Origin of the sequence: Arcticibacter tournemirensis, assembly GCF_006716645.1 — a bacterium.
GTDB lineage: Bacteria > Bacteroidota > Bacteroidia > Sphingobacteriales > Sphingobacteriaceae > Arcticibacter > Arcticibacter tournemirensis.
In genome coordinates, this window is sequence record NZ_VFPL01000001.1 from 4,215,320 (window position 1) to 4,242,119 (window position 26,800).

31 protein-coding genes are annotated in these 26,800 nt (G+C 44.2%); 15 read left to right on the forward strand and 16 right to left on the reverse strand.

Annotation, left to right across the window (positions count from 1 at the left end):
* Positions 1 to 62: 62 nt before the first annotated feature.
* Positions 63 to 221, reverse strand: a complete 159-nt coding sequence (gene rpmH / locus BDE36_RS17735; protein ID WP_128770123.1) for a 50S ribosomal protein L34 — start codon at positions 219 to 221, stop codon at positions 63 to 65.
* 272 nt (positions 222 to 493) lie between these two features.
* Between rpmH and BDE36_RS17740 the strand changes: the two genes are divergently transcribed.
* The 4 genes from BDE36_RS17740 (at position 494) to purE (ending at position 3,389) form a co-directional block, all read left to right on the forward strand.
* Positions 494 to 1,075, forward strand: coding sequence for an NADH-quinone oxidoreductase subunit A (locus tag BDE36_RS17740; RefSeq protein WP_128770122.1), 582 nt, complete (start codon positions 494 to 496; stop codon positions 1,073 to 1,075).
* Complete coding sequence (locus tag BDE36_RS17745; protein ID WP_128770121.1) at positions 1,072 to 1,557, forward strand: NADH-quinone oxidoreductase subunit B; 486 nt, start codon at positions 1,072 to 1,074, stop codon at positions 1,555 to 1,557. Before BDE36_RS17740 ends, BDE36_RS17745 begins: the two co-directional genes overlap by 4 nt.
* Positions 1,558 to 1,638: 81 nt before the next feature.
* Positions 1,639 to 2,778 carry a 5-(carboxyamino)imidazole ribonucleotide synthase gene (locus tag BDE36_RS17750; protein ID WP_141815923.1) on the forward strand — a complete coding sequence of 380 codons (1,140 nt, stop codon included), beginning with the start codon at positions 1,639 to 1,641 and terminating at the stop codon, positions 2,776 to 2,778.
* Positions 2,779 to 2,897: 119 nt separating this feature from the next.
* Positions 2,898 to 3,389: a 5-(carboxyamino)imidazole ribonucleotide mutase gene (purE, locus tag BDE36_RS17755; RefSeq protein WP_141815924.1), complete on the forward strand. Its 492-nt coding sequence runs from the start codon at positions 2,898 to 2,900 to the stop codon at positions 3,387 to 3,389.
* Positions 3,390 to 3,524: 135 nt separating this feature from the next.
* Here the strand turns inward: purE and BDE36_RS17760 are convergent, their stop codons facing one another.
* Entirely contained in the window at positions 3,525 to 4,088 is a 564-nt protein-coding gene (locus tag BDE36_RS17760) for a YqgE/AlgH family protein (RefSeq protein WP_141815925.1), read from the reverse strand.
* 95 nt (positions 4,089 to 4,183) lie between these two features.
* Between BDE36_RS17760 and pdxH the strand changes: the two genes are divergently transcribed.
* From pdxH to BDE36_RS17775, 3 genes are read left to right on the forward strand one after another with little or no spacing between them, the layout of a single operon-like run.
* Positions 4,184 to 4,837, forward strand: a complete 654-nt coding sequence (gene pdxH / locus BDE36_RS17765; protein ID WP_141815926.1) for a pyridoxamine 5'-phosphate oxidase — start codon at positions 4,184 to 4,186, stop codon at positions 4,835 to 4,837.
* A 1-nt stretch (position 4,838) separates the two neighbouring features.
* Positions 4,839 to 5,336, forward strand: coding sequence for an NADH-quinone oxidoreductase subunit C (locus tag BDE36_RS17770; protein WP_141815927.1), 498 nt, complete (start codon positions 4,839 to 4,841; stop codon positions 5,334 to 5,336).
* Between the two features lie 23 nt (positions 5,337 to 5,359).
* Positions 5,360 to 6,544, forward strand: coding sequence for an NADH-quinone oxidoreductase subunit D (locus tag BDE36_RS17775; protein WP_141815928.1), 1,185 nt, complete (start codon positions 5,360 to 5,362; stop codon positions 6,542 to 6,544).
* 50 nt (positions 6,545 to 6,594) lie between these two features.
* On the opposite strand, the gene BDE36_RS17780 is transcribed toward BDE36_RS17775, so the two are convergent.
* Together BDE36_RS17780 and BDE36_RS17785 are read right to left on the reverse strand one after the other, a co-directional pair.
* A complete protein-coding gene (locus BDE36_RS17780; RefSeq protein ID WP_141815929.1) occupies positions 6,595 to 7,692 on the reverse strand; it encodes a S1C family serine protease in 1,098 nt (365 codons plus the stop codon).
* A 10-nt stretch (positions 7,693 to 7,702) separates the two neighbouring features.
* A complete protein-coding gene (locus tag BDE36_RS17785) occupies positions 7,703 to 8,275 on the reverse strand; it encodes an RNA polymerase sigma factor (RefSeq protein WP_141815930.1) in 573 nt (190 codons plus the stop codon).
* A gap of 148 nt (positions 8,276 to 8,423) precedes the next feature.
* On the opposite strand from BDE36_RS17785, the gene BDE36_RS17790 reads away from it, so the two are divergent.
* From BDE36_RS17790 to BDE36_RS17810, 5 genes are all read left to right on the forward strand, one after another.
* A complete protein-coding gene (locus BDE36_RS17790; RefSeq protein WP_128770112.1) occupies positions 8,424 to 8,618 on the forward strand; it encodes a hypothetical protein in 195 nt (64 codons plus the stop codon).
* A 102-nt stretch (positions 8,619 to 8,720) separates the two neighbouring features.
* Positions 8,721 to 8,942 carry a hypothetical protein gene (locus BDE36_RS17795; RefSeq protein WP_141815931.1) on the forward strand — a complete coding sequence of 74 codons (222 nt, stop codon included), beginning with the start codon at positions 8,721 to 8,723 and terminating at the stop codon, positions 8,940 to 8,942.
* 30 nt (positions 8,943 to 8,972) lie between these two features.
* Positions 8,973 to 9,374 (forward strand): DUF1801 domain-containing protein, encoded by a 402-nt coding sequence (locus BDE36_RS17800; RefSeq protein ID WP_141815932.1) that lies wholly within the window; start codon positions 8,973 to 8,975, stop codon positions 9,372 to 9,374.
* Positions 9,375 to 9,517: 143 nt separating this feature from the next.
* Positions 9,518 to 10,861, forward strand: a complete 1,344-nt coding sequence (gene purB / locus BDE36_RS17805; protein ID WP_141815933.1) for an adenylosuccinate lyase — start codon at positions 9,518 to 9,520, stop codon at positions 10,859 to 10,861.
* A gap of 162 nt (positions 10,862 to 11,023) precedes the next feature.
* Positions 11,024 to 11,581 carry a NifU family protein gene (locus tag BDE36_RS17810; RefSeq protein WP_141815934.1) on the forward strand — a complete coding sequence of 186 codons (558 nt, stop codon included), beginning with the start codon at positions 11,024 to 11,026 and terminating at the stop codon, positions 11,579 to 11,581.
* Positions 11,582 to 11,742: 161 nt separating this feature from the next.
* Here the strand turns inward: BDE36_RS17810 and BDE36_RS17815 are convergent, their stop codons facing one another.
* From BDE36_RS17815 to BDE36_RS17840, 6 genes are all read right to left on the reverse strand, one after another.
* Complete coding sequence (locus BDE36_RS17815) at positions 11,743 to 12,534, reverse strand: inositol monophosphatase family protein (RefSeq protein ID WP_141815935.1); 792 nt, start codon at positions 12,532 to 12,534, stop codon at positions 11,743 to 11,745.
* Between the two features lie 2 nt (positions 12,535 to 12,536).
* A complete protein-coding gene (locus BDE36_RS17820) occupies positions 12,537 to 13,694 on the reverse strand; it encodes a prolipoprotein diacylglyceryl transferase (RefSeq protein WP_141815936.1) in 1,158 nt (385 codons plus the stop codon).
* Between the two features lie 34 nt (positions 13,695 to 13,728).
* Positions 13,729 to 15,051, reverse strand: a complete 1,323-nt coding sequence (gene mtaB, locus BDE36_RS17825) for a tRNA (N(6)-L-threonylcarbamoyladenosine(37)-C(2))-methylthiotransferase MtaB (RefSeq protein WP_141815937.1) — start codon at positions 15,049 to 15,051, stop codon at positions 13,729 to 13,731.
* A gap of 33 nt (positions 15,052 to 15,084) precedes the next feature.
* Positions 15,085 to 15,654 carry a UbiX family flavin prenyltransferase gene (locus tag BDE36_RS17830; protein ID WP_141815938.1) on the reverse strand — a complete coding sequence of 190 codons (570 nt, stop codon included), beginning with the start codon at positions 15,652 to 15,654 and terminating at the stop codon, positions 15,085 to 15,087.
* 258 nt (positions 15,655 to 15,912) lie between these two features.
* Entirely contained in the window at positions 15,913 to 16,551 is a 639-nt protein-coding gene (locus BDE36_RS17835) for an alpha/beta hydrolase (RefSeq protein ID WP_141815939.1), read from the reverse strand.
* 1 nt (position 16,552) lies between these two features.
* Positions 16,553 to 17,488 (reverse strand): ring-cleaving dioxygenase, encoded by a 936-nt coding sequence (locus tag BDE36_RS17840; protein ID WP_141815940.1) that lies wholly within the window; start codon positions 17,486 to 17,488, stop codon positions 16,553 to 16,555.
* A 243-nt stretch (positions 17,489 to 17,731) separates the two neighbouring features.
* Here BDE36_RS17840 and BDE36_RS17845 point away from each other — a divergent pair, with 243 nt between their 5' ends.
* Both BDE36_RS17845 and BDE36_RS17850 read left to right on the forward strand, forming a co-directional pair.
* Positions 17,732 to 19,072 (forward strand): MBL fold metallo-hydrolase, encoded by a 1,341-nt coding sequence (locus BDE36_RS17845; protein ID WP_141815941.1) that lies wholly within the window; start codon positions 17,732 to 17,734, stop codon positions 19,070 to 19,072.
* A 13-nt stretch (positions 19,073 to 19,085) separates the two neighbouring features.
* Positions 19,086 to 19,685, forward strand: a complete 600-nt coding sequence (locus BDE36_RS17850) for a TlpA family protein disulfide reductase (protein WP_235904275.1) — start codon at positions 19,086 to 19,088, stop codon at positions 19,683 to 19,685.
* Positions 19,686 to 19,712: 27 nt separating this feature from the next.
* Here the strand turns inward: BDE36_RS17850 and BDE36_RS17855 are convergent, their stop codons facing one another.
* The 6 genes from BDE36_RS17855 to BDE36_RS17880 form a co-directional block, all read right to left on the reverse strand.
* Complete coding sequence (locus tag BDE36_RS17855) at positions 19,713 to 20,234, reverse strand: Spy/CpxP family protein refolding chaperone (RefSeq protein ID WP_141815942.1); 522 nt, start codon at positions 20,232 to 20,234, stop codon at positions 19,713 to 19,715.
* Between the two features lie 11 nt (positions 20,235 to 20,245).
* Positions 20,246 to 20,560, reverse strand: coding sequence for a hypothetical protein (locus BDE36_RS17860; RefSeq protein ID WP_141815943.1), 315 nt, complete (start codon positions 20,558 to 20,560; stop codon positions 20,246 to 20,248).
* Between the two features lie 34 nt (positions 20,561 to 20,594).
* Positions 20,595 to 21,179, reverse strand: coding sequence for an RNA polymerase sigma factor (locus BDE36_RS17865; RefSeq protein ID WP_141815944.1), 585 nt, complete (start codon positions 21,177 to 21,179; stop codon positions 20,595 to 20,597).
* 48 nt (positions 21,180 to 21,227) lie between these two features.
* Positions 21,228 to 22,523 (reverse strand): ferredoxin reductase family protein, encoded by a 1,296-nt coding sequence (locus BDE36_RS17870; protein WP_141815945.1) that lies wholly within the window; start codon positions 22,521 to 22,523, stop codon positions 21,228 to 21,230.
* Positions 22,524 to 22,919: 396 nt separating this feature from the next.
* Positions 22,920 to 23,819 (reverse strand): IS3 family transposase, encoded by a 900-nt coding sequence (locus BDE36_RS17875; protein WP_141814111.1) that lies wholly within the window; start codon positions 23,817 to 23,819, stop codon positions 22,920 to 22,922.
* The gene (locus BDE36_RS17880) at positions 23,816 to 24,367 is read right to left on the reverse strand and encodes a transposase (protein ID WP_141815946.1); all 552 of its coding nucleotides are present in this window, start codon (positions 24,365 to 24,367) and stop codon (positions 23,816 to 23,818) included. The genes BDE36_RS17875 and BDE36_RS17880 overlap by 4 nt, the downstream gene beginning before the upstream one ends.
* A gap of 132 nt (positions 24,368 to 24,499) precedes the next feature.
* Between BDE36_RS17880 and BDE36_RS17885 the strand changes: the two genes are divergently transcribed.
* On the forward strand, positions 24,500 to 26,776 hold the full coding sequence (locus BDE36_RS17885; protein ID WP_141815947.1) for a TonB-dependent receptor: 2,277 nt from the start codon (positions 24,500 to 24,502) through the stop codon (positions 26,774 to 26,776).
* The last annotated feature ends 24 nt before the right edge of the window (positions 26,777 to 26,800 follow it).

Genomic DNA, 26,800 nt, shown 5'->3' on the forward strand with positions numbered 1-26,800 from the left:
TGATTGCCTTTTAGCCTGATTGTGCAGAGTGATCTCCAGACCGTTTGGGCTGCAATCAAAAATTATGCTTTATGACGACGTTCGTCAGATACTGATAATCTTCTTCTGCCTTTAGCTCTTCTGGAAGCTAGTACCCTTCTACCATTTGCGGTGCTCATACGCTCTCTGAACCCGTGCTTATTTCTTCTTTTTCTCTGAGAAGGCTGGAATGTTCTTTTCATGATTATAAAAATGTAGCTCTTAAAAACAAGAGCGCAAATATAGGTAGATTTTTTTCAAAGTCAAATTAATTTATCCGAATAAAACATCCAGCAGGAAAGCTTGTAATTAACTTAAATCCTAAACCTGCAACGCACTACATGCAGCCCGCAATTCACATCATTGTAATTGCTGTGTAAGAGTAAGGACCACGCTCCTGTCAAACGAACAATTTTCCCTATTTTTGTGCGGTTTAGTTATAAAAACTAAAGTACAAGGGATTGTATATTAACTCATGGAACAGTTAACAGAATTCGGCAAAGTGTTTATTTTCCTCATCTCGGGTATACTGTTGGTATCCTTTACGCTTTTGCTCTCCCGGGTACTCGCGCCCCGAAAACCGAATCCCATTAAACTAAGCTCATATGAGTGTGGTGAAGAGCCGACAGGAAATTCGTGGGTGCAATTTAATCCACGGTTCTATGTCATTGCTCTCGTGTTCCTGCTTTTTGATGTTGAAATGATATTTATATTTCCCTGGGCCACGGTTTTTGGCCAGAAGGCCTTGCTTGCAGCCAGTCCGGTATGGGGTTGGCTAACACTTGTGGAGATGTTTATTTTCGTCGGGATTCTGCTCCTGGGGCTCGTTTATGTGTGGCGTCGTGGTGATCTCGATTGGATAAAACCCGAGCCAAAGCTTCCTCAGGTTGATACTGCTATACCAAAATCAGCGTACGACCGTATTAACGACGATACTTATAAAACAAGAGCATTCACAGCAGATCTTCGCAAAGAAGAACTTGCAACAGAAAAAGCGCCGGCCACAGTAACACAAAAGCCTGCCTTTAAACCTGCATTTAAAAGGATACAAAAATGAGTTTGGAAAGATTGCCGGAAGACGGAGGATTTATAGTTACAAAACTCGACGACCTGTTAAACTGGGCCCGGTTATCTTCACTATGGCCCGTGAGCTTTGGTATCGCCTGCTGTGCCATCGAAATGATGGGAGCTTATTCATCAAATTTTGATTTGGACCGTTTAGGCGTATTTCCACGCCCTACTCCGCGTCAAAGTGATGTCATTATTATCGCCGGCACTGTCACCTTTAAAATGGCCGACCGGATCAGGCGTCTTTATGAGCAAATGCCCGAACCCAGGTATGTAATATCGATGGGTTCCTGCTCTAACTGCGGAGGACCATACTGGCAACATGGTTACCATGTTGTTAAAGGTGTCGATAGGATCATTCCTGTTGATATTTACGTTCAGGGCTGTCCGCCCCGTCCCGAAGCCTTGATAGGAGGCATCCTTGAATTACAAAACAAGATTCGTGAAGAAAGTTTGCTGAGTAGTAAATAGTGTTGAGAAATCTCAATATCATCTCTCGCAACCCGCAACTCAAATTCGCTTTTCTCACAGATTTCAATTAAACTTGCATCAATGAAAGCATTTTATGGCGACTTGAGGGTAGGAGTTCTCGGCGGAGGCCAGCTCGGGCGGATGCTCATACAAGAAGCAATTAACTACAATGTTAGCATCAGTGTATTAGATCCGGATCCTGAGGCTCCATGTAAAAACCTATGCGACAAGTTCGTTACTGATTCTCTTACCGACTATGAAGCGGTTTATAATTTTGGCAAAAAAACCGATTTACTGACCATTGAAATAGAGAAGGTAAATGTAGAAGCACTTCAGAAGCTTGAAGAAGAAGGCGTGCTGGTGTATCCGCAACCGCGTATCATCCGCCTGATCCAGGACAAGGGCCTGCAAAAAGAGTTTTTCAAACAGCACGGTATACCAACGGCTCCGTTTCAACTTATTGGGTCAAAAGAGATCTTAAAAGGGGCTTCTTTAAGCTATCCGTTTGTACAGAAACTACGACGGGATGGCTACGACGGCCGTGGCGTATACAAAGTACGTTCGGCAGCGGATATTGCACAAGCGTTTGATGCGCCGAGCATTATAGAAGAATGGGTAGATTTCGAGAAGGAGATAGCGGTGATTGTAGCACGTAACGAAAACGGTGATATAAAAGCCTTTCCCTGTGTTGAAATGGAATTTAATCCTGATGCCAATCTTGTCGAATTCCTGATCTCTCCCTCCACTCTTCCCCTGGAGACACAAAAAAGGGCTGAGTTTTTAGCGATCGAGATAGCAAATTCCTTAAAGATTACGGGATTGCTTGCCGTTGAGATGTTCCTTACAAAAGATAACCGCGTGCTGGTAAATGAACTGGCACCGCGACCTCATAACAGTGGACATCATACCATCGAAGGCAATTATGTTTCACAGTTTGAACAACATCTGCGGGCGATATTTAATCTCCCCTTAGGAGATATCCGGCCGATAACTAATGCTGTAATGATCAATCTCCTCGGAGAAAAAGGATATGATGGCCCGGCATTATATGAAGGCCTTGAAGAAGCAATGAAGCTTGATGGGGTATATGTGCATCTCTACGGCAAAAAGTTCACGAAACCTTTTCGTAAAATGGGACATGTAACTATTATTGATGATGTGCGGGAAAAGGCCATTGAAAAAGCCCGCCTCGTGCAGGAAATAGTAAAGGTGAAAGCCTAGAGAGCTGAAAGGCAAAAGCTGAAAGGTGAAAGGTGAAGTCAAAAAGTATTATAAAACAATAAACATCAATATTCTAGTATCCTGATACTTGATACTAGCATCTTGATACAAATAATAAAATGAAAGTAGGCATTATAATGGGCAGCAAGTCTGATCTGCCGGTCATGCAGGATGCAGCGGATATTCTAAACGAATTGGGTGTAGCATACGAAATCACAGTTGTATCAGCGCATCGTACTCCCGAGCGAATGTTTAACTATGCAAAGACAGCAGAAGACAGGGGACTTAAAGTCATTATCGCCGGCGCAGGCGGGGCAGCTCACTTACCCGGCATGATAGCGTCGTTAACCCATCTTCCGGTAATAGGTGTTCCTGTAAAGTCGTCTAACTCCATTGACGGCTGGGATTCTATACTTTCAATCCTTCAGATGCCCAATGGCATTCCTGTTGCTACAGTAGCCCTAAATGCATCAAAAAATGCCGGTTTGCTTGCAGCACAGATCCTCGGAACCTCCGATGAGGCTTTAAGCAGCCGCCTCAAAGCATTTAAAGAAGATCTCAAAAAGAAAATCGAAGATACTGCCAGAGAAATGGAAAGCGGGACAATCTAGTACCAAGACCTAAGTATCTAGTATCAAGATAAGCGCTTTAAATTATAAGCGGCTGGCTGACGATCCAATCTTTGTGCCTCCGCTGTTATACCACTTGTGTCTTGATACTTGATACTAGATACTTGATACTGAAACTCAATTCCACATCGGGTTTTCAGGAAAATTGACTATATGGGCGTATTTAGGACCTAAGCCTATTACAATATCCTTCCACAAATTCTCTTCCTCTTCTGTAAATATAAAATCAGGATTATACTGGTTGGTAACGAGCCATGAGTTTTGCACCAGCTCTCCGGCGAGCTGCCCGATATCCCAGCCCGAATAGCCTACAAAAAACCTGATCTCATTTTCCTCAACCTGCTTATTGTTTATCAGTAATTTTAAGGTTTCGAAATCCCCTCCCCAGTAAATTCCTTTTCCAATCTCAGTTCCGCTGTTCATCCTGTCGTAGCAACGATGAAGAAAATGTAATGAGTCGTTCCCTACCGGGCCTCCTATATAGATGGGAAAAGATGCATCAGCGCATTCCGGAATCACATCGCTCAGCACAAAATCGCTCTTCTGGTTCAACACGTAGCCAATCGTCCCCTCTTCATTGTGCTCCGCAAGTAAAACTACCGACCTTTTAAAGTTAGGGTCGAGCATAAATGGTTCTGATATCAGCACACTTGCCGTCTTTGGCTGAACTTCATTTAACATATAACTATAACAATGACGGTCATATATATGTTTTTACATTAGTTTGAGAAGTATTATATCTTTAAATTTTTAACAATTAGTAAGTTTGCAGCAATATGACCTTAAGCAACGAAACAATTCAAAACCTCAGACAGGAATATCGTTCTGCGACCCTGTCAGAAAAAGAGGTTGCCCCCGACCCGATCAGTCAGTTTTCCAAGTGGTTTTCCGAAGCACTGGCTTCAAGCCTGACAGAACCAAATGCGATGACTCTTGCTACGGCAACAGCAGATGGTAAACCCTCTGCAAGGATCATGCTACTTAAAGGATTCGAGGACAAGGGATTTGTGTTTTACACGAATTACCTAAGCCGCAAGGGACAGGAAATCACTAAAAACCCGGTTGCAGCCCTTGTATTTTTTTGGCAGGAACTAGAGCGACAAGTGCGCATTGAAGGTATCCTGGAAAAAATAGATGAAAAAGAATCGGAGAAATATTTCCATTCCAGGCCGCGTGGCAGTCAGATCGGCGCCCATGCCTCCCCTCAAAGCCGCGAGATATCGGGACGTGACGTTTTACAAAAAAACCTGCAGCAACTGGAAGAGAAATATAAAGAGGGGATAGAAATCCCTAAGCCTCCGCATTGGGGCGGTTATATTGTCAAACCAACATTCGTTGAGTTCTGGCAGGGCGGCCAGGGCAGGTTACACGACCGTATTGCCTATCGCCTTGAAAACAACAATTGGAACATTATTCGTTTAGCTCCATAATATGGGTTTTGAAGATATTAAAGCGCTGCTTATAAACAAGTTTGGTGAAGGTATTATCGTGGGAGAAGACATTACCGGACTTCAGCCTGCTTTGATTATCAGCCCTGAAAGAATAGCTGAAGTATGTTTAGAACTAAGAGACAATGAGAAAACATGGTTCGACCAGCTCTCCTGTTTATCGGGAGTAGACTACGGGATTGAAGAAAACATGTTTGGCGTTGTTTACCACCTTGCTTCCATACCCTATAAAACACAGCTTACGCTGAAAGTAAGAAAATATCACGACAGAAGCCGCGACGAGCTTCCCTCCTTTCCTACGGTGAGTTCGGTATGGAAAACAGCCGACTGGCATGAACGGGAGGCATACGATTTGCTCGGCATCGGCTTCGAAGGTCATCCCGACTTACGAAGGATCCTTCTGCCGGACGACTGGGAAGGCTATCCTTTAAGGAAAGACTATAAAGTTCAGGAATATTATCACGGTATTAAAGTAGATTAGTCCTCCCCTGAGGCGAAGCGATTATGAATAGCATAAAACCCACACGATATGAGCAGTTGATTGCCGGGGCGACATCTACGGAGATGATCCTAAATATCGGTCCGCAGCACCCCTCAACTCATGGAGTATTGCGACTTGAGGTTATAACCGACGGCGAAATTGTAAGAGAAGTAATACCTCACGTGGGCTATCTTCACAGATGCTTTGAGAAGCATGCTGAAAACCTCACTTACCAGCAAACGATTCCTTTCGTTGATAGAATGGACTATCTGGCATCAATGAACAACAGTCATGCCTGGGTAATGGGTGTTGAACGGATGCTCGGTATAGATAAGGATATCCCTAAACGGATTGAATACATCAGGGTATTGGTATGCGAGCTAAACCGGATCGGATCGCACCTGATTGCACTGGGCACTTACGGAATCGACATTGGCGCTTTTACACCCTTCCTCTGGTGCTTCAGGGATAGAGAGCATATCATGAATATGCTAGAATGGGCTTCCGGTTCGCGGATGCTTTATAACTATATATGGGTGGGGGGACTGTTCTACGACCTGCCTGTAGGATTTGAAGAACGTTGCAGTGAGTTTGTAAACTACTTCAAACCTAAGATGGTTGAGTTGAATGAATTACTAACCGGCAACCAAATCTTCGTTTCAAGAACTGCAAATGTTGGCATCCTGCCATTAGACGTCGCAATTAACTACGGTTGCTCGGGACCGATGCTGCGCGCTTCAGGTTTAAAGTGGGACCTGCGCCGCGTTGATGAATATTCTGTATATCCTGAAATTGAATTTGATATCCCCACCGGAAAAGGCGAAATGGGAACAATAGGAGACTGCTGGGACCGGTTCAAAGTTCGGATAGACGAAATCGGGCAATCGGTTCGTATAATAGAGCAGTGTCTGGAACGCCTTCAGAAAGATCTTAAAAGAACGCCGGATTTTGATCCTCGTGCAAAACTGCCTAAAAAGATCATTCCCAAATCCCAGGACTTCTATATTCGGGCAGAGAGCCCAAGAGGTGAACTCGGCTACTATTTTATTACCGATGGAAAAACCGAAATCCCCAAACGGGTTAAGGCGAGGGCACCCAGTTTTCACAATCTTTCGGTATTATCAGAAATATCAAGAGGAATCCTGATAGCAGATTTAATTGCCATCATCGGCTCTGTTGACATTGTTTTGGGAGAACTGGATCGCTAAAAAAAAGACCCGCGGGGAGCGGGCCTTTTTAACACTCAAACTAACTAATATCAATATACCTTAACCATATATATATAGTCTTCGATCTTTTTTATCTGATCTTTTCTGCTTAAGTTGGATAATGTATTCTTTCTATTCAATACCAACTTTTCACCTAATGAATCCTTTGGGATAGAAGCAATCGCTTCCAGCAGATACCCAGACTTAATGGCAAATGAAGCGCCTTCGGTTCTCGATGATTTTCCTTTTATCACTCCAATAATGTTACCTTTTCCGTCAAGAAGAGGACCACCGCTGTTTCCAGGATTAACAGAGATATCCACCTGGTATTCCGTGGTATCTCCCGAGTGCCCGGTTCTGGAACTCAGGTACCCTTTGCTGAATACTAACTCATCTTTAGGAAAGCCATAGGTAAACACATCCTCACCTAAATCAGATGTTGTCTTTTTAAAAGTGTATGGCAATGGTTTTAAAGTCTTAAATGCGGGATCAGTGATCTTCAGTACGGCTATATCGTATGCAGGATAACTGTATATAGTCGCTGCTCTATACGACTCGCCATCCGTATTCTGAATGTAAACAGAATCGGCATCTTTAACCACATGATAGTTAGTAACCACGTAGCCATCAGCCGTCAGAGCGAATCCGGTACCTCCGAATATGGCAGGATCTACCGGCGCTTTTGTATTCGCTTTAATGTTTTTGAGGATCTCATTCTGAGAACGCTGAACTTTGGTGTTTATCTCACGGCTCATCTCCCTTCTCAGTGCGATGTTATCAGACGCAATCGCACTTGTTTTGGCAAAAAAGCCGGTAGAGAACAAAGTCGCAAACACGGCTAAGACAGCGACAGACGCAGCAACTGCAGCATTGATACGGTATTTATTCCATAAAATCCTGACCATCGTTGAAACGGGCAGCACTTCAGCCTTTAAAGCATTAACATCAAGCTGTTCATGAATAGCATTCATCTCAGACACAAGCTTCCGGCGCTCTCCGTATGTCTTTATCTGCCGGATAAAACTCTCATGAGCCACTACCCTTTGATCGAGCACTGGGTCAGAAGCACGCATCCTTTCAAAGGCAGCTGATTCCTCCGCTGTCATCTCTCCCCTTAAATACGCTTCTATTTGTTCTGTCAATTCCATTTCTAAACCCTTATTTTGAATCTGAAAAAAATATCTTCTTCAGACGTTGCAGACATTTGTACTTCTGGTTCTTAGCATTATCTGCATTCGTATAACCAAACTTTACGCATATCTCCTGCATCGATTTATTATTTATGTAGTAGTCCTCTATGATCGTCCGGCAGGGCTCCCCCAAATGAACCAACGCCGTTTCCATCTGCTTAAAAAGCCTGTCCTTCTCCTCATGCTGTTCAATATCCTCTTCAACAGGCAACGTTTCTTCATAATCCTGGATGCTTCCACTATTACGACTTTTATAAGTCAGACGCTTCAGCCATAACCTCCGGCATACTGAATAAATAAACGTTTTAAGCTTACTGCTTAGTTCAAAGTTTCCGCTTTGAACCTTATCATAAAGAACGATCACTGATTCCTGAAAAACATCTTTGGCCTCATCTTCCGTTCCGTTATTCATTACAACAAGTTGCAATATCATCGGGAAATACGCCTTATATAACCTCTCAAGAACATCTTTTGAGCCATTAAGGATTCCCAGTATAACTTCACTATCGGTTGGTTCTGACCTTTTTATCTCTCTGCTCACTATTTATACGGTATTATATATTTTGTAACCCAATGATAGGAAAAAAATAAATTAAAAAAATTATTCAATTATCGGGTTACTTTTTCAAATGCCCGGTATTAACCTTAAAATTTGTAATTGTTTAATCATTAAACTTTAACCCAAAAAAATGAAAAATCTGTTTAAATTCGGTTTCGTAGCATTAGCTATCTCTTTATCAGTTGCTGCATGTAGCTCTAACAAATCAGAAAGTGCTTCTGATTCTACTTCAGTTGATTCTGCTGCTACAACTGACACTACTATGATGACTGACACTACTGCTACTGATACTACTGCTGCTGCTGATACAGCTGCTGCATTGTAATATTTAGTAATGTAAAAAAAGCAGCCCTGATTATATTAGGGCTGCTTTTTTTTGTCCTTACTTTTTATATTGCACTTAACAACAAACTCAATCTATACACCAATGAAAACTCAATCTAAATTTACGACCAGTATCCTCGCTTTATCATTTATTTTCTTCTTTTCTATTTCAGCTTGCAACTCCAATAAAAGCACTGATACCACCACAGATTCCATTGATTCTGCATCGGAAGCCCAGGTAGACTCCATAGATTCGACTTTTAGCACAAAGGCCGACACGATCGATTCTACTTCCGAAGCGCTGACAGATTCGCTTCATCACTAATTCTACATAATAATATATTGGAGGATGACCATGACAGCAAGCTCAGATATACAAGCATATAACGATTCTCAGCAAAACGAAGAGAGGTCAATCTGCAGTGTTCTATATCAGGAGATCAATAAAAGCCTTCCAGAGGCCGAAAGCAAGATCTGGCATGGACATCCGGTTTGGTTTCTGGACGGAAACCCAATTGTGGGATACAGCAAACTAAAAGGCGGCATCCGGTTATTATTCTGGAGCGGTCAATCATTTGAAGAGCCAAATTTGTCCGCAGAAGGAAGTTTCAAAGCCGCTGAAGCCCGGTATACAGCTATCAGACAAATTCACACTGATGATCTTGAACGATGGTTGAAAAAGGGGCGCAACATCCAGTGGGATTATAAAAACATAGTAAAACGCAAAGGCTCATTAGAGCCACTAAAAGGCCTTTAATTAGCCATTCGAAGAATTATTCAGACAATATAATCTGTTTGTCGTACATCCGGCGGTCGGACATTCTGCTCCCCGCGTTTTAAACTTCTACATTAGTATTTTAGCTCTGCGTCCTAAAATGTAACTTTGGCAAAATATTTCACATGAGTTTTTCTCCATTATTTGCCATTTCGCCAATCGACGGCCGTTACAGTAAAACCACGCAGGCCCTGTCCGCTTACTTTTCTGAAGCAGCTTTAATCAAATTCAGGGTATATATAGAAATTGAGTATTTTATTGCTCTCTGCAATTTACCTCTGCCGCAGCTGGAAGATTTTCCGAAAGAAAAACTGGAGAGCCTTAGAGATATTTATACGCAATTTAACGAAGAAGATGCCCTCCGGGTTAAGGAAATAGAAAGCGTTACGAATCACGATGTTAAAGCTGTAGAATACTTCATCAAAGAAAAATTCGATGGCTTAGGATTACAGCCTTATAAAGAATTTATTCATTTTGGATTAACGTCACAGGACATAAACAATACTGCCATCCCCCACTCTTTTAAACTTGCAGTGGATGAGGTTTGGCTGCCGGCCCTGCTCGAATTAACAAACAGGCTTAGAGCTCTCGCTGGCGACTGGGAAGCTATTCCTATGCTCGCACACACGCATGGGCAACCGGCCTCTCCTACGCGCCTTGGCAAGGAACTGATGGTGTTCGTCGAGCGGCTTGAGGTCCAGATTAACCTGTTTACTCAAATCCCCTATTCGGCTAAGTTTGGCGGCGCTACAGGGAATTTCAATGCCCACCAGGTGGCTTACCCATCGATTGACTGGAGACGGTTTGCCAACGACTTTGTGAACGGCCAGCTGAAGCTGAACCGCTCTCAATACACCACACAGATTGAACACTACGATAATTTTGCTGCACAATGCGATGCGCTAAAAAGGATTAATAATATACTGCTGGATCTCGATAGGGATATGTGGACCTATATCTCCATGAATTACTTCCGTCAGAAAATAAAGGCAGGCGAAGTGGGCTCCTCGGCAATGCCGCATAAAGTTAATCCTATCGATTTTGAAAATTCGGAAGGAAACATCGGAATAGCCAACGCTTTGTTTGAACATCTCGCGGCAAAACTGCCGGTTTCACGACTTCAGCGCGATTTAACCGATTCTACCGTTTTACGTAACATCGGCGTACCCCTGGCGCACTCTCTTATTGCAATTAAGTCGACGCTCAGGGGACTTAATAAGCTTCTTTTGAATGAGGAAATAATCCGGCAGGACCTCGAGAACAACTGGGCAGTAGTAGCGGAGGCCATTCAGACAATTTTGCGGAGAGAGGGATATCCCAACCCTTATGAAGCATTAAAAGAGCTTACACGAACCAATCAAAAGGTAAATGCAGGCACAATTGCTGCTTTTGTCGAAACGCTTGATATAGCGGCTTCGGTAAAAGAGGAAATCAAGGCAATAAGTCCCGGTAATTATACTGGAATTTAATAGCAGCGAAAGTCCGGCTCCTGATTCTTACCCAGCCACTGCGAATTCATTAAATGAAATAAATACTTGTTGTCACTTTAATTATCCATTTAATGTCAATTCTTATCGGCCTCACCCTGTATTCAGGGTCTTTTGGTAATTTTGTATAAAAATACATCAAACATGGCTTTTAACATCAACGTATATACCGAATCCACCCCCAATCCTGCAAGCATGAAGTTTCTTGTAAACAAGCTTCTTTTAAACGGCAGTGTGGATTTCCCGACAAAAGAAAGTGCGGAATCATCTCCTTTCGCGAAAGAACTGTTTAAATTCAACTTCGTTGCCGGAGTGTTCTTTGCAAGCAATTTTGTTACTATATCAAAGACAGAAGATGCTGAATGGCCCGATATTGAGCCAATTTTAAAAGAATTTGTAAAGGGTGCTGTTGAAGCGGAGCTGCAGGTCAGAGAGATCGTTCAGGAAGGAACACCTGACTTTGAAGGCACCGAAGCAGAAATAAAAATACAGCAGATCCTCCACGATTATGTCCGCCCCGCAGTTGAGCAGGATGGAGGTGCGATCCATTTTAAGTCCTTTGATAGCGGAGTTGTGACAGTAGAACTTAGAGGATCATGCAGCGGATGTCCGTCATCAACCTATACATTGAAGGCAGGAATCGAAAATCTGCTGAAAAGAATGGTTCCTGAAGTTACAGAAGTGGTTTCAGAAGCACTGTAACACTTGGGATTACACCGGTAAAACAATATCGGTATAATCCCAAATTACATAAAGTAAAATGATTTATTGTCTTTCGCAGGGTTAAGGTTATCCCGCCCAGTTATACTTAATACGTATTACCAACAACTTACTACCTACAACCTACTACTTACAACCTACTACTAGTTAAAATACTTTCCGATCACTTCCCGCATTTTTTCATTAAGCTTCTTGTTACCGGCAAGAATTTCCCGGGTATTAAAGGTGTCCGGTCCGCCTGCAAAGTTTGTGGCTTCGCCTCCTGCTTCCCTCACAAGTACCATCCCGGCAGCAATATCATACGAATTTAAGTTGTACTCAAAGTACGCATCAAAACGGCCACAGGCTACGTAAGCGAGGTCAACTGCTGCCGATCCTACTCTACGGAGGCCATGACTCACCTTAGTCAGTTCCCTGAAAACATTGATGTATTTCTCAAGCTTTTCAAAATCATAATATGGAAAGCCCGTCGCAATTAATGACTGTGGAAATTCTTCATTTGATGAAACGGAGATAGGATTCCCGTTCAAATAAGCGCCCCCATCCTTCCATGCGTAGAAACATTCGTCGCGGTTAACTTCATATACTACCCCCAAAACAAGTTCGTCGTTCTGCTGTAAAGCAATGCTAACTGAAAAAGTAGGGAGCCCATGTATAAAATTGGTCGTCCCGTCAAGCGGATCTACAATCCAGTTAAACACATCGCCGGTCTTGTTAATTGTTTCTTCCTCGGTCACAAAGCCTGCTTCAGGAAGAAGACTGGTGAGCCCGGCGACAATTCTTTCTTCTGCCGTTTTATCAACATACGAAACCAGGTTATTCAGCCCTTTGTATTCAATTTTCGAAGCGTCGAATATTGCACCCTCTGCACGAATGAACGCACCTGTTTCCTTTGCAAGTTTTACCACGTTTGCGGTAAGTTGTTCTAAATCCATTGTCAAACCAACTGTTTTTTTGATTTATTTACAGACCAGATAATTCCTGCGGTTCCCGAGACCACCATAACAAGAGAAATAAACTCTGCCTGAGTGAAACTAAGGCCACCAACATGGTAATGAGAATTCACCCTGATAAGCTCTATGAAAAACCGCTCTACGCCGGCCAAAATAAGATACAGTGAAAACAATACACCTGCGGGCTTCAGCTTCGTCCTCAAAGACCAAAGGACAAAAAAGAGGATTAAACAGATAACGACCTCATAAAAAGCAGTAGGGTAAACGCCCACAGGAAGTTCATTGCAATATTTTCCAACACATCCGGGAATAGGCACCCCCTCATGAATCACATTATGCGGATACTTGAACGACCACATCCAGTCCGGCGCCCAGCTCAGCCAATCCGGCTTCGGAGCAGTATTCGGAATTCCCCAGTCGCCATCGCCCGACATGTGACAGCCTATCCTACCAACGGCATAAGCCAGCATCATCCCCGGACCGCCTACATCAAGCATATGCAGGGGTTTGATACCATTTTTATTCGCTATATAGAGTACAGCCGCACCACCGCAGATGAGTCCGCCATAAAAGGTTAAACCACTAAAAGAAAGCAAACCGTCGATAGGGTCCTTCATAAAATCTTCTAAATATTCCAGGTTATGGAATATTTTGGCTCCCAGAAATCCCCATACTGCGGCCCAAACTACGGCCGAGCTCATTACCTGATATGGATGTACAGTTTCTTCTACAACTTTAGGCTTGGGCAGCTGCTGCTTCTTCTTCTCCGAATAAGCCCACCAGGCAAAGAGCCCTCCCAGAATGAGGCCTCCGATAAAGTTCCCCCGAGACGACAAAATAAAGGATTGCGGATTGTTTACAAACTCAGCATAATTCAGAACACCGTCCAGCAGCTTATACCCGATAACAAATCCAAAGAGTCCGTTAAGAATCAGTTCTGAAGACGACACCGGCTCGCCAATAGTTACTTTCCGTTTAAAAGGATGTACAAGGCCTCCGGCCTCCTTCCTTTTTAATTCCTGAGTAAAAGCCCAGTACCCTGCAATGAATGCCAGGGCTACAAAAAAGCCAAAGGTTTGAATCGGAAGCGGAATATTGATCCCGGTGAAGTATTCAATGAGGTGAGAAAGGGTTGGAAACATGTGCTAAATATACGGCTTGATAATTAAAATAAAATTAATGAGAAAAAACTTCTGCCGCCGCCTCCTCAATATCAACATTCCCATCCTCAGATATAGCAACAAGTTTCACCACACGCGATTCATTAACAAGTACAGGATCGTATTTCACCCTTACTTTCACATAGTTTCGCGTAACCCCATGCATATAACCGTCTTTCTGATCGCTCTCAAACAGCACAGCTTCCGTTTTCCCAAGCTGCGACTCATAAAATACCCTTCGTTTCTTATCCGAAAGAATATGCAGCATCTTGCTTCTGTCCGCCCGCTGGGCGCCGGGAACATTCCCTTCCATAGCAGCTGCTAACGTATTCTCGCGCTCCGAATAGGTAAACACGTGAAGATAAGAGATGTCGAGGTTGTTCAAAAAGTTATAAGTATCTAAAAAGTCCTCACGGGTTTCGCCAGGGAAGCCGGTTATCACATCCACACCGATACAACAGTCGGGCATCAGCTCTCTGATCTTAGCAACGCGGTCGGCATATAACTCTCTTTTGTATCGCCTTCTCATCAGAGAAAGTATCTTATTACTGCCAGACTGCAGTGGAATATGAAAATGAGGAACAAAGCGTTTCGACCTGGCCACAAACTCTATGATCTCATTGCTCAGAAGATTGGGTTCAATGGATGAAATTCTGATCCTGTCAATACCTTCCACCTCATCAAGAGCCTTCACCAGGTCGAAGAATTTATCTTCTCTCCCTCCGTTCCGGATACCAAAATCGCCGATATTAACTCCGGTAAGTACAATTTCTCTGACTCCCGAAGCGGCTATTGCCCGCGCCTGCTCCGTAATCTTCTCAATGGTATCACTCCGGCTTCCACCTCTGGCCAGCGGAATTGTACAAAAAGTACATGAATAGTCACATCCGTCCTGAACCTTTAAAAAAGTCCGCGTGCGGTCCCCATATGAATACGACGCCACAAATTCATTTACCTCCGAAATTGGTTTATTATAGACAGTAGCTTTAGGCTGTTTTGTAAGATCGGTTAAAAACTCTACAATCCTGAACTTCTCAGCTGCCCCCAGCACCATATCCACACCCGGGATCTCCGATATTTCTTTTGGCTTCAGCTGCGCATAACAGCCTACTATGATTATATACGCCTGAGGCGAATGCTTTAATGCCTCCTTAACTACCTTACGGCATTTCTTGTCGGCATGATCCGTTACAGAACATGTATTGATCAGGTACACGTCTGGCTTATCTGTGAAATTTACAACCTCAAAACCCGCCTGGCTGAACTGACGGCCAATTGTAGATGTTTCAGAATAATTAAGTTTACAGCCTAATGTATAAAATGCAACCTTCCTGCTCATAATCAGGGGGCAAAGATAGGAAAATTCTCAGTCTTAACTCCCTTCTCCCCACCTGTATGACGAATTCTTAAGACCGATAAGATCGATAACCCGGTCTATTACCGTAGCTGCCACCTCCTCTACGGAAGCGGGGCGACTGTAAAACGAAGGACTTGCAGGACAGATGATACCACCAGCTTCCGTCACAGTCTTCATATTATTGATATGAATAAGACTTAAGGGCGTGTCGCGCACAACCAGCACAAGCTTCCGGCGCTCCTTCAGGATCACATCGGCAGCCCGGGTTGTCAGATCATTCGAAATTCCCGAAGCGATGCGGCCAAGTGTTCCCATAGAACAGGGACAGATCACCATTGAATCGTATTGGGCAGAGCCAGAAGCAAAAGGAGCATAGAAATCTCCCTTACTATATATCTTAAAGGGATAGCTCCTGTAAAGATCATTTCCCAGCTCATGCTGCCACACCTCCAGCGCGTTGTCTGACATAATAAGGCCGACTTCCAGAAGCTGATCCTGTAAAAGCTGTAGTTTATCAAGTAACACTTTTGCATACACAGCACCGCTTGCACCTGTTACAGCTATCACTATTTTTCTTCTATCCATCTGCTATCAACAAAAATAATACTAATTGGTTAAAAAAAAGGGTCGAATACAAGTATTCGACCCTACATCTACCTATGAAAAACATGCCCTTTGGGAGGGCACTACAAATATAGTTATAAGTGCAATATCTGCAAAGATTTTTTCTTTTAAATAAATGTTGCAACTTACAATACGCACAGAATGCTGATTTTCAGAAAGAAATTTTTTTCATCAATCTAAAACACTATCGCTTTTCGATTGTAAACAGCCCTCTTTTCTTTATTTAACACCATCATTACTTAAAATAACATCATTCGCCAGAGTAATTTCGTCATTTATTATCGTATGACGCCGGCCTTCAAACACTTTTAAAGTAATGTCAGCATTCATATTTTCCAGTATTTTCACTGTTTCCTGAACCCGGCTGAAAGGCACATGCTCGTCGGGCACACCCGTAGTAATAAGTACAGGAGTTTTCATCAGATCGCCGGCATATTTTCCGGGGCTCAGGGTTTTACCGATCAGCCCACCTGTAAAAGCGATAACACCGGCATACCTGGATGGGTGCCGTGCAATATATTCGAGAGTTAAACATGCTCCCTGAGAAAAACCCAAAAAATAGATCCGGTCAGAGCTTATTCCCTCTTTGTTAACATCGCTTACAAGCTCATTCAAAACCTCCAGAGCGCTTGCCAGCGCCGGCTGGTTCTGCTCATCGCCGGCCATGAAACTATATGGATACCAACTCCTGTTAGTTGCCTGGGGGGCATATATAGCCAGCGAATCAACGTTCAGCGCTGACGACAGGCGTACAATATCCCCGGCAGCAGCGCCTCTTCCGTGAAGCATGATCAGGGCGGCGCGGGCATCAGCACTTGCCGCTCCTGTGGTGATATATTGTTTTTTATGAGTGTACATATTAATATAATTCAGGTAAAGTTTCCTCCAGCCTGCTTCTGTACTGTTCATATTGTGCAGGAAGCTTGAGATGAGAGCCAAGCTCTTCCACAGATTCGTCGGCGGCAAAACCGGGGTTATCGGTAGCCAGCTCAAATAACACACCACCCGGCTCCCTGAAGTACAATGAATAGAAGTAATTGCGGTCAATCTTATCGGTGATATGCAAACCAAGCTTTTCAATCTTTTCCCTATACTGCATTAGCACATTTTCATCCTTAACACGGAAGGCAACATGATGAACAGATCCTCCCGCTACATGACCAACCTGCTCACCGGGAACTTCAACTAAATCAACAATGGCGGCATTCTCTACCGCATCGGTAATAAACCTGAAGCGGTTTACATGCTGCTCAAGCAAGCGGTAGCCGAACACCTCCGTTAGAATATCCGCAGTTGGCTGTATCTTGTTACTCGTGATCGTTACGTTGTGAAAGCCTCGGGTCGCATTTTCACCTTTCACTTCATCCGTTTCCCAGGGCAGTCTCAAGTCAGCATTCCTGGAAACAATAAGCTCCAGCTTCAGTCCGTCAGGATCAAGGAACGTTAAGTACGGCTCACCAAACTTCTCTGCAACCTTGTTATAGGTAACATTATGCTGATCGAATCTTTTCAACCAGAAATCCAAACTGCCTTCGGGAACTGAATAACCGATCTCGGTTGCCTGCCGGCTTCCGCGCCGACCCGTCATGATATTATCCCAGGGGAAAAAAGTAAGTATTGTACCGGGCGTACCATTCTTGTCACCATAATACAAATGATATGTTTCAGGGTCGTCGAAGTTTACGGTCTTCTTCACCAGACGAAGTCCGAGTACTTTTGTGTAAAATTCAAAGTTTCTTTTAGCGTTGCCTGCTATTGCAGTGATATGGTGTATGCCGTTTATCGTGCTTTCCATAATTACCTCCTTTTTGTTGATACAAATTTACGGCGGGTTATTCCAGCTCATCTTAATGTAGAATAAGAATATTCATAGGGTATTCACAGTCATCAATTACGACGACAACAAAATGTGATCAAAGTTACATAACCCCACCTCCTTTGTTGTTACTTTTGCAGTATACATTATTACAAAATGAATCGCCGCGAATAATTCAATCAGTAGAGAAAGCAAACATTCGGGCAAGACAGAAATATACCAATGAAAATAAAACAGTTTGAAGACAGGTACCTGTCGCACTACAGTTACGCCATATTAAGTGAATGCGAAAAGAAGATTGTACTGATTGACCCCTCGCGCAATCCTGAGCAATACTACGAGTTTGCCAGGGAAGAGCAGGCTCAGATTACAGGAGTTATTGAAACACATTCTCATGCCGACTTTGTAAGCAGCCACCTTGAGATCCATCAGGCTACAGGCGCACAGATATACGCAAGCAAGCATATGCAGCCCGTTTTTCCTTTTACGCCTTTCGACGACGGTGATATCATTGAAATCGGTCATATAAAGCTCAAGTCATTAAACACTCCCGGCCACTCCAACGATAGCATCTCCATCGTTCTGGAACATAATGGCACAGATAAAGCAGTCTTTACCGGCGACACGCTGTTTATTGGAGATATCGGCCGCCCCGACCTTAGGGAAACCCAGCAAAACGCTGCTGCCCTGAGAGAAGAGCTGGCAGAAAAAATGTACTACTCCCTACGAGATAAATTAATGACGCTCCACGAAGAGGTCACCGTATATCCGGCCCATGGAGCAGGAACCCTATGCGGAAAATCCCTTAGCAGCAGCAAAAGCAGCACCATCGGAAACGAAAAGATCGGTAACTGGGCGCTTCAGCCGATGACACCCGGGCAGTTCATTTCAGAGCTGACATCAAATCAGCCCTTCATTCCGGCGTACTTTCCCTTTGATGTGCAGACTAATATAAAGGGGGCACCTTCTTTTGAAGAAAGTGTTTCCCATGTACGGATCAGCGAAACACAACCGGATGAGATCACCCGGGAAACCTGGATCGTAGACACCCGTGCAGAAGATACATTTAAGCAGGGTCATCTCCCCCACTCCGTCAATATCATGGAAGGGGAAAAATTTGAGACATGGCTGGGCACTATCATCAGGCCTGACGAATCGTTTTATCTCGCTGCCGGCAGTTCCGATCAGCTCGTCCGGATGATCCGGCGGAGTGCATCAATTGGATACGAAAGCCTGATAAAAGGCGCCTTCGTAATAAACGAAGCCGATGAGCAGAATCCGGTGCTTGACCTTGATCATTTTAAGGCGCACAAAGACGACTACACCATAATAGATGTAAGAAACCGCTCGGAGGTGGAAGAAAAGAAACTCTTCGAAAACAGCATCTCTATTCCCCTGCCCGACTTGCGGAACCGGATAAACGAAATACCCACCTCCAAACCCATTGTTATTCATTGTGCAGGAGGATACAGAAGTGCAGCCGCCAGCTCTCTCATTGCGTCAGAAACAGGCAGCCCGGCTCCAGTGTACGATCTCGGTGAGGCTGTCAAACAATTCACTTAAGAAAGTTTATTCTATGTCTATCATTAAATATATCAAATCAAACGTTCTGTTCATTCTTTCGGTGATTCTGCTGATCATCGTCGTCGTCAATCCGGATGCTAAAGCATTTCTGATAAAAGGCCTGATGAAAACAGGCCTCTATTCACCCGATATGAAAGAGAAGCAACCTGAGGTAGCAAGGGGCGTTGAAGGCCCCGGCGTCGTGGCAGCATCCGTATTATTCAAATCACCAGCCGGCGAAACAGTTGATCTGTCTAAGTTGCGGGGAAAAGTGGTGTTCCTTAATTTCTGGGCTACCTGGTGCCCACCCTGCATTGCCGAAATGCCATCCGTGAACAAGTTATACGAAAAATTAAAGGGCAATAAGGATTTCGTTTTTTTAATGGTCGACGTTGATGCAAATTATCAGCGTTCAAAGAAATTCATGGACAAGCATAAGTATTCTCTGCCAGTCTATACTCCTTTATCCGACATTCCCAAAGATCTCCTTACCGGAGCCATTCCAACAACGGTAATATTCGATAAGAACGGGAAGACTGTTTTCAGGCATGAAGGAGCAGCAGATTATTCGACCCCCGAGGTAATAAAATTCATGCAGGAATTAAGCCGCTAACATACGTGGAAAAAGGACGGGCGCTGCTTAATCATTGTTCCAGTGATGGCCTCTGCCCCTGTGCCTGAACTGCTGGCCGCCGTCGAAGCTAAATACCGGTGCGAACGCCCTGTTTAGCTTCGCCTGCTGTTCCTCATTACAAATTTTCTTCACCTCAAGATAAAACCTGTACGTTTTTATCTTCAAGGCCTTATGCAAACGTCCTATATCAGAAGAGATAAGATTGCACTTTATAGTGTCGGGCTTAGCCTTCTGAAGTTCAGCAAACAGGTTATTTCTGCTCTCATTCAAAGACCTGTTAATATCGCTTATAGCCTCCATAAAATCGCGGTTGTGCGAATGAAATGATTCCCGCTGCTGCGCTGTAAAATCAAGATGCTCCATAAGCTCCCTCCCTTTCAGGGGACCGGGATACCTTTCTGAACGAAGTCCCATTTGTTTTTTCTCAGTTTGAATATGGTAGATTATGGTGGCAATCGTCGACACATTTAACAGCACCAGCACCACCACCCCCCAGGTTAAAAATTTAACTTTTTGTTCTGCTCTCATTTCAGGTTACATTATTGGACCACAAACATATTCAGTTTCTCCAATTCAGCGTCGTTCGCAGAAACCGACTCCTGTTGCGCATGAACTGTGTAACTGCTATAAACATTCCCCAGATAGATTCCAAGAAAGACAGCAATCAACACACAGGCGGCAATGGCCATGTTCTGTACAACCTTTTGATATAAACTATATACAGGAACTTCACGTGCGCCTATCCCACCCATAACTTTCAACGAAAGCTGAGTATCGAAAGGCACTTCTCTTTCCGCCTTAATTACCCGGTCAATCATTTTTTCCAACTCACCCATGTTGCTATAATCATCCATATCTGCTTAATTAGAAACCATTAACATTCTATTCCTATGCTTTAAGATAATTTGTTTGGTAATAAAGGAGCAGCTGCTTCTGCAGGTGCTTTTTAGCACGTTGCAGAAGCTGCTCCACGGCACCAACAGAAATCCCCATAACCTCCGCAATCTGCTTTTGGGATAGATCTTCGTACTTGCTCAATATGAAAGCCACACGCTGTTTATCGGGAAGATTCTTCATAGCCCTGTGAACCTGATCGGCACATTCCTTATCCATCAGCAGTTTATCGGCAGCGGATTCGCTATTACAAAAGGCCGAACCGATCTGCTCTTCCATATCCTCCATGGTACCCGACCTCAGTAAAACCTGATCCTTTACATATTTCCTTTTAAAGTTCAGACAGGCGTTGACAGCAATCCTGTATAACCAGGTCGACAGTTCAGCCTGACCCTTAAACCTGCTTAGTCCCAAAAAAGCGTTGGTGAAAATCTCCTGGCTCAGATCATCAGCATCCTCTTTCTGATGCACAAAACCCATACATATCCTGAATACCCCCGGTTGATATTTTTCTATAATCTCCTTATAGCAACTGATATTGCCTCTAAGAATTTCGTTTATCAGCTCCGTGTCGCTCATGATCTTAATGGATCCGAATCATTACCCGAAATTATCGAAATAAATACGCTATGAAAAATCAAAATTTTCATAATGAATGAGTTGCGGTGGTATGTTCATTTCCTGGAATATCTCATTTAAAGAAACGCTCATAGCCTTAGGTCCGCAGAGGAAAATCTCCCTCTTTTGTATTTCCTGAATATCCCTCACTTTAAGGAATCCCTCCTTGTCTGCGCAGATCAAATGCAGCTTAAATCCCGGAAAGCTTTGCTCAAACGACCTGAATTCATCAAGATACACCGCCTCACTCTCATGGTTCACACAATAATAAAGCTCAACGCGAAGCTTATCTGCAGGCTGTTGCTGCAAATCGTTCATCCAGCTCACAAAAGGCGCAATTCCAACTCCTCCTGCAATCCACACCTGGTCATCTATCCCATCTCTGAAGTGAAAGCAGCCGTAGGGACCGTTAATCCTCACTTTCGCACCAGGTTTGAGTGTATCATATAAGCGGGAGGTGTAATCGCCAAGAGCCTTCACTAATATCTGAACCGTGCTGCCTTCACCACTGCAAAGGGTGTATGGATGAGATTCGCGCGACATCCCGGGGTAACGGAAACTAAAGAAGCAAAACTGACCCGGAATAAATTTCAGTTCGCGGTCGCGGGGACTAAGTTTTACACTGAGTACTTTACCGTTGATTTTTTCAACGGTGTTTACCACGTACACGAATCCTCTATTAAAAAGTCCGTACAGCAAAGTCTGATAGATAAACGCGGCGATCCCCAGGCCCGAAACCATTACCAGGTACAGCCACAGCAATGGGTTCCGGTCGAAAGACACCGTCAGATGAAAAGTGTGGATAACAATCATTATAAAGAAAACACCCATAAACTTGTGACTTATCTTCCAGCTGCGGTATGGGAGTTTAATAAGCAGTGTAAATATCATCAGCAAAATAATTCCCCATAGTGCATAGCTGCCCAGGTTCACCTCATCCCGGCGATGCAGAGGAAAAACCGTTAAGAAAAACCGTGCAGCATTGTCGGGTATCCAGCGTAACGCCAGGAGAAATGGATGAGCTATCATAAACATAAAAGCAAGCACTGCCATTTTATGATGGGTCTGATACATCTTATCAAGGCCCCCGAACTGACGTTCAAGCCACTTAATCCGCGCCGACAAGACAAAGGACAAAGCCAGCATTGAGTAACCTGTCAGAGCTACGATCTCGTTAAAATGTTTTAATAATGGCGGCATCTTATGATGCTCTGAAGCCTCGGGCGCCGATAAAAAACTTAGCGGAATAACAAGAAGAGCCAACCCCCAGAAGAAGTAGTTCGTGGCTTTAATATTGATTTTCATCTTTAATAATTATGATGGAATAAAGCATACCAACGCTTTATTCTTATTATTTAGAACCCAAAGCATTTAAAAACCTACGAATATTTTACATGAATGCTTCGGACCCGGTTCAGAACCGCTTCAGAGTGGAAAGCACTCACTTAGGGACCATGCTTTGTCTTCCTCCCGTGCTTCTTCGAGAAAAACCGAAGAAGCACGGGAGCGAGCGGCAGTCTGCACCGAAGATAGAGAAACTCCTTTTAGAAGAAGTTCCGAAGCGCTTAGACACTCCGTATTATAAATTGTCTTGTCCTGAAATAGCTATACAGGTTAATGAGTAAATCCTGAATTAATTATACACTATGGTTTGTTATTCCTGATTGGATTATACACTGCAATTTGGTAATCCTGATTGAACTATACAAGGGCAAGTTCCTCCTTTTTTGATTTTTTATTCTTCCAGCGTTTCATCAAGACTCCTGCCCGCAAATGAGCCTGATCTGGAGTGAGGTAATCACAACTGGCATGAGGTCTTAACTCATTATATGCCCGGATGCTTTCGGCGATCTTTCTTTTAGTGTCATCAAAGCCCAGTCCTGAGTGGTGCAGGTTGAATTCTTCTTTGAGAATCCCGTTCACCCGCTCGGCCAACGCATTCTCATAAGGATCGCCATTTTCAGTCATACTGATGGCAATCCTGCTGCCCAGTAATACAGATACATACTCTTTGCTGCAATACTGCGATCCCCGATCTGAATGATGGATCAGTTCATCCTGATAGATCCGATTGTCCAGGGCCATTCTCAGAGCCTGTGCACATCCCTGAGCAGCCAGATCTTTATGAAAGCAGTACCCCATGATCTTCCTGGAATAAGCATCCGTCACCAGGCTGAGATATCCCCATCCGCTGTTCATGCGGATATAGGTAATGTCACTCACCCATACCTGCTCGGGACGGTTAATCCTCAATTCTTTCACCAAATTGGCATATTTATGCATCCAGTGCCGCGAATCGGTCGTCACTACCCGCCTCTTACGGCGCCGGATATCCAGTCCGTGCTCCCGCATCAGATCAAATAAATAGTCCCGCCCTATTCGGATGTCATGCTCAGCCAGCATGGGAGTGAGCATGTAATGTAATTTAAGGGTGCCTGTCCGCGGCAGGGACTCACGGACCTGATGGACATGCTGCAGGATGATCTCCTCTTTTAATCCAATATCCTGATAGCGCCACTGGTGGTCATACCAGGCATGGCGGCTCTTGCCAAACAGTCTGCACAGTTTCTTTATTCCCATTGCGGGTTCCTGCTGTTTCATTTTGGTGACTGTTTGGCTCCAGACTTTTTTCGGATATCGATTTTGAGCTGTTCTTCGGCAATATCGATCATCGTCTCCAGGGCCCGGATCTTTAGCTGTGCCTCTGCCAGTTGTTCCTCCAGCTCCTTGACTTGACCTGACGAATCTCCTTTTGGTTCCTTCTCTTCTGATTTCACGGGTGCTATTTGACGCCTAAGTTCGGCATTTTCTGCTTTCTGTTGTCTCACCCAACGGTCTACTACCGTCCTGCATTTGATGCCAAAGGTCACACAGGCTTCCCGAACCGACATCCCTGACTCCACGGCCCGCAGCACGGACCGCTTCTCTGAGGGGCTATACCGCCGGCTGCGTTCTGCATAATAGTCCTTCGATCCATAACGGGTCATCCAATTGGTCAAGGTCGATTCATGCATCCCGTACTGACTCCGTATCTCCCGACGGGGTACGCCTGATTCGATCATTTCGACTATTGTCTCAATTTCTCGCTTGGTAAAGGGAACATTCTTATTCTCCCTTGTTGACTTTTTTCCTGCTCTTTTTGTTTCCATACACTACTTGTTTGGTGTATAGCTTTTTTAGGAATCGACAAATTCAATTAACAAAATAAAAAAAGATAGACATATCTAACTTTTTTTATTAAATATATTTAACTTTGAAAACATCATCATCCATAACTTAAAATGAAAAAGTACCTTTACAGCATTTCCCTCCTATTTAGCACCCTCGGTTCTTTTGCGCAAACGGGAACGATCGAAGGAAAGATCAGCCACAAAGATTCGGGAGTCGGCCATGCTTCTCTCAAAGTTGAAAATACTGGCAAAGGGACGCTTGCCGACGGGCAGGGACGATTTGTAATAAAGGAAATCGCTCCCGGCCAACATACCCTGGTTATTTCCTCCATAGGGTTTGAAACATTAAAACTTCCGGTGACAGTTCGTCCCGGCGAGGTAACGGTGGCTAATGCTTCCCTGAAAGAGGTATCTTCCTCTCTTAATGATGTCGTGATCACAGGCACCAGGACCAACAGAAGGCGACTGGAGAGTCCGGTGGCTGTGAATATTCTGGACAGCCGCACTTTTAACATTACACAATCGAACACAGTTTCCGAAGGACTGTGTTTTCAGCCGGGCCTCCGGATGGAAACCGACTGCCAAACCTGCAATTACACTCAGTTACGGATGAACGGATTAGGAGGATCGTATTCGCAGGTACTGATTAACAGCAGACCAGTCTTTAGCTCCCTGATGAGTATGTATGGATTAGATCAGATTCCCTCCAATATGGTCGACCGGATAGAGGTAGTGCGCGGTGGCGGATCCGTATTATACGGCACGTCGGCCATCGCCGGAACAGTCAATATTCTGACTAAAGAACCGGAGACCAGCTCATTCACCGTTTCATCTAATACAGCATCGATCAAAGGCAAGGCAACCGACAATTTTTTAAACCTGAATGCCAGCGTCATTAATGACGAAAAAAACGCAGGAGCTTCATTCTTTGCTTCCCACCGTAACCGCGACGCCTATGATGCCAATGGAGATGACTATTCTGAAATAGCTAAGCTCACCAACAACTCATTCGGATTTAACTCCTTTCTTAAATTCGATCCGCAGAATAAACTGGAGGTCAACGGATGGAGCATTTACGAAGAGCGCCGGGGTGGCAACAAAATTGAGGAACGGGCCGACAAGGCCGACCAGTCTGAATACCGCCTGCACAACATTCTTCTGGGAGGGTTTAATTTCGACCATTACTCTAAGAACAACAAAAACTCGTACAGCATTTATGCTTCAGCACAACATACCCGCCGGACACACTATACGGGCATAGACCAGGCCGACGCCTGGGGGCGTACAAAAAATCATTCATTCCAGGGAGGGTTCCAGTACAATCAAGTTTTCGACGATTTTCTGAACGGAAAAAACACACTCACTACAGGAATGGAAATACAAAGCGAATACACCTTCGACGAAATAGCCCTCTATAATTATTTGATAGATCAGAGGGTAAACCTTTTAGGCGCCTTTGTCCAGAGCGACTGGGAAATCAACCGTAGCATCACGGTTCTGTCAGGTCTCCGGGTAAACAAGTCGAATAAAGTAGACCGCCTCATCTTAACCCCCAGGATCAGCGCCTTATACAAGCCCGGCCAGAATACACAGATAAGGGCATCCTACGCCCGCGGATTTAAAGCGCCGCAAGCTTTTGAAACCGATATGCATATCGCCTTTGCCGGAGGAGGTGTTTCTTTAATCAGTATCGATCCCGCCCTAAAGGAAGAAACCTCTGATAGTTACAATGTTTCTGTCGACTTTAATAAGGCAAATGAAAAGCTGATCTATGGATTCACAGGCGACGTCTTTTACACGAACTTGCACGATTCGTTCATCCTCGAAGAAAGAGGCACCGATGAAAACGGAAATCAACGGCTGTTCAGAAAAAATGGAAGTAACTCGACTGTTAAGGGTATCACGCTCGAAGGACGGATTAACTACAGCCAGAAATTTCAGCTTGAAACCGGTTTAACCGTTCAGAGGGCAGAATACGACCGCCCGGTAGCCTGGTCTTCAGAACTCCCAGGAAGTCGCGAATACCTGCGCAGTCCTGAAACGTACGGTTTCTATACCCTCAGCATCCTTCCTCAAAGCCGGTTCAATGTTAATATTTCAGGGGTTATTACAGGACCGATGAAAGTACCACACTTTGCCGGTGCCCCCGGAGTAAACCAGGACGCATTAATAACTTCACGCACCTTTACGGAAACGAATATCCGTCTCTCCTACCGGTTTACCTTGAAAAGCATAAGGCAGGATCTGCAATTCAACGCAGGGATCCAGAACCTTTTCGATCAGTATCAAAAGGACTTTGATACCGGGAAGAACCGCGATAGCAACTACATCTATGGTCCTCAAAGGCCCTTTACGGTGTTTGCCGGCATTAAGTTTGGCCTGATGTAATGCAAGCAGTTTCGGAATATCTTT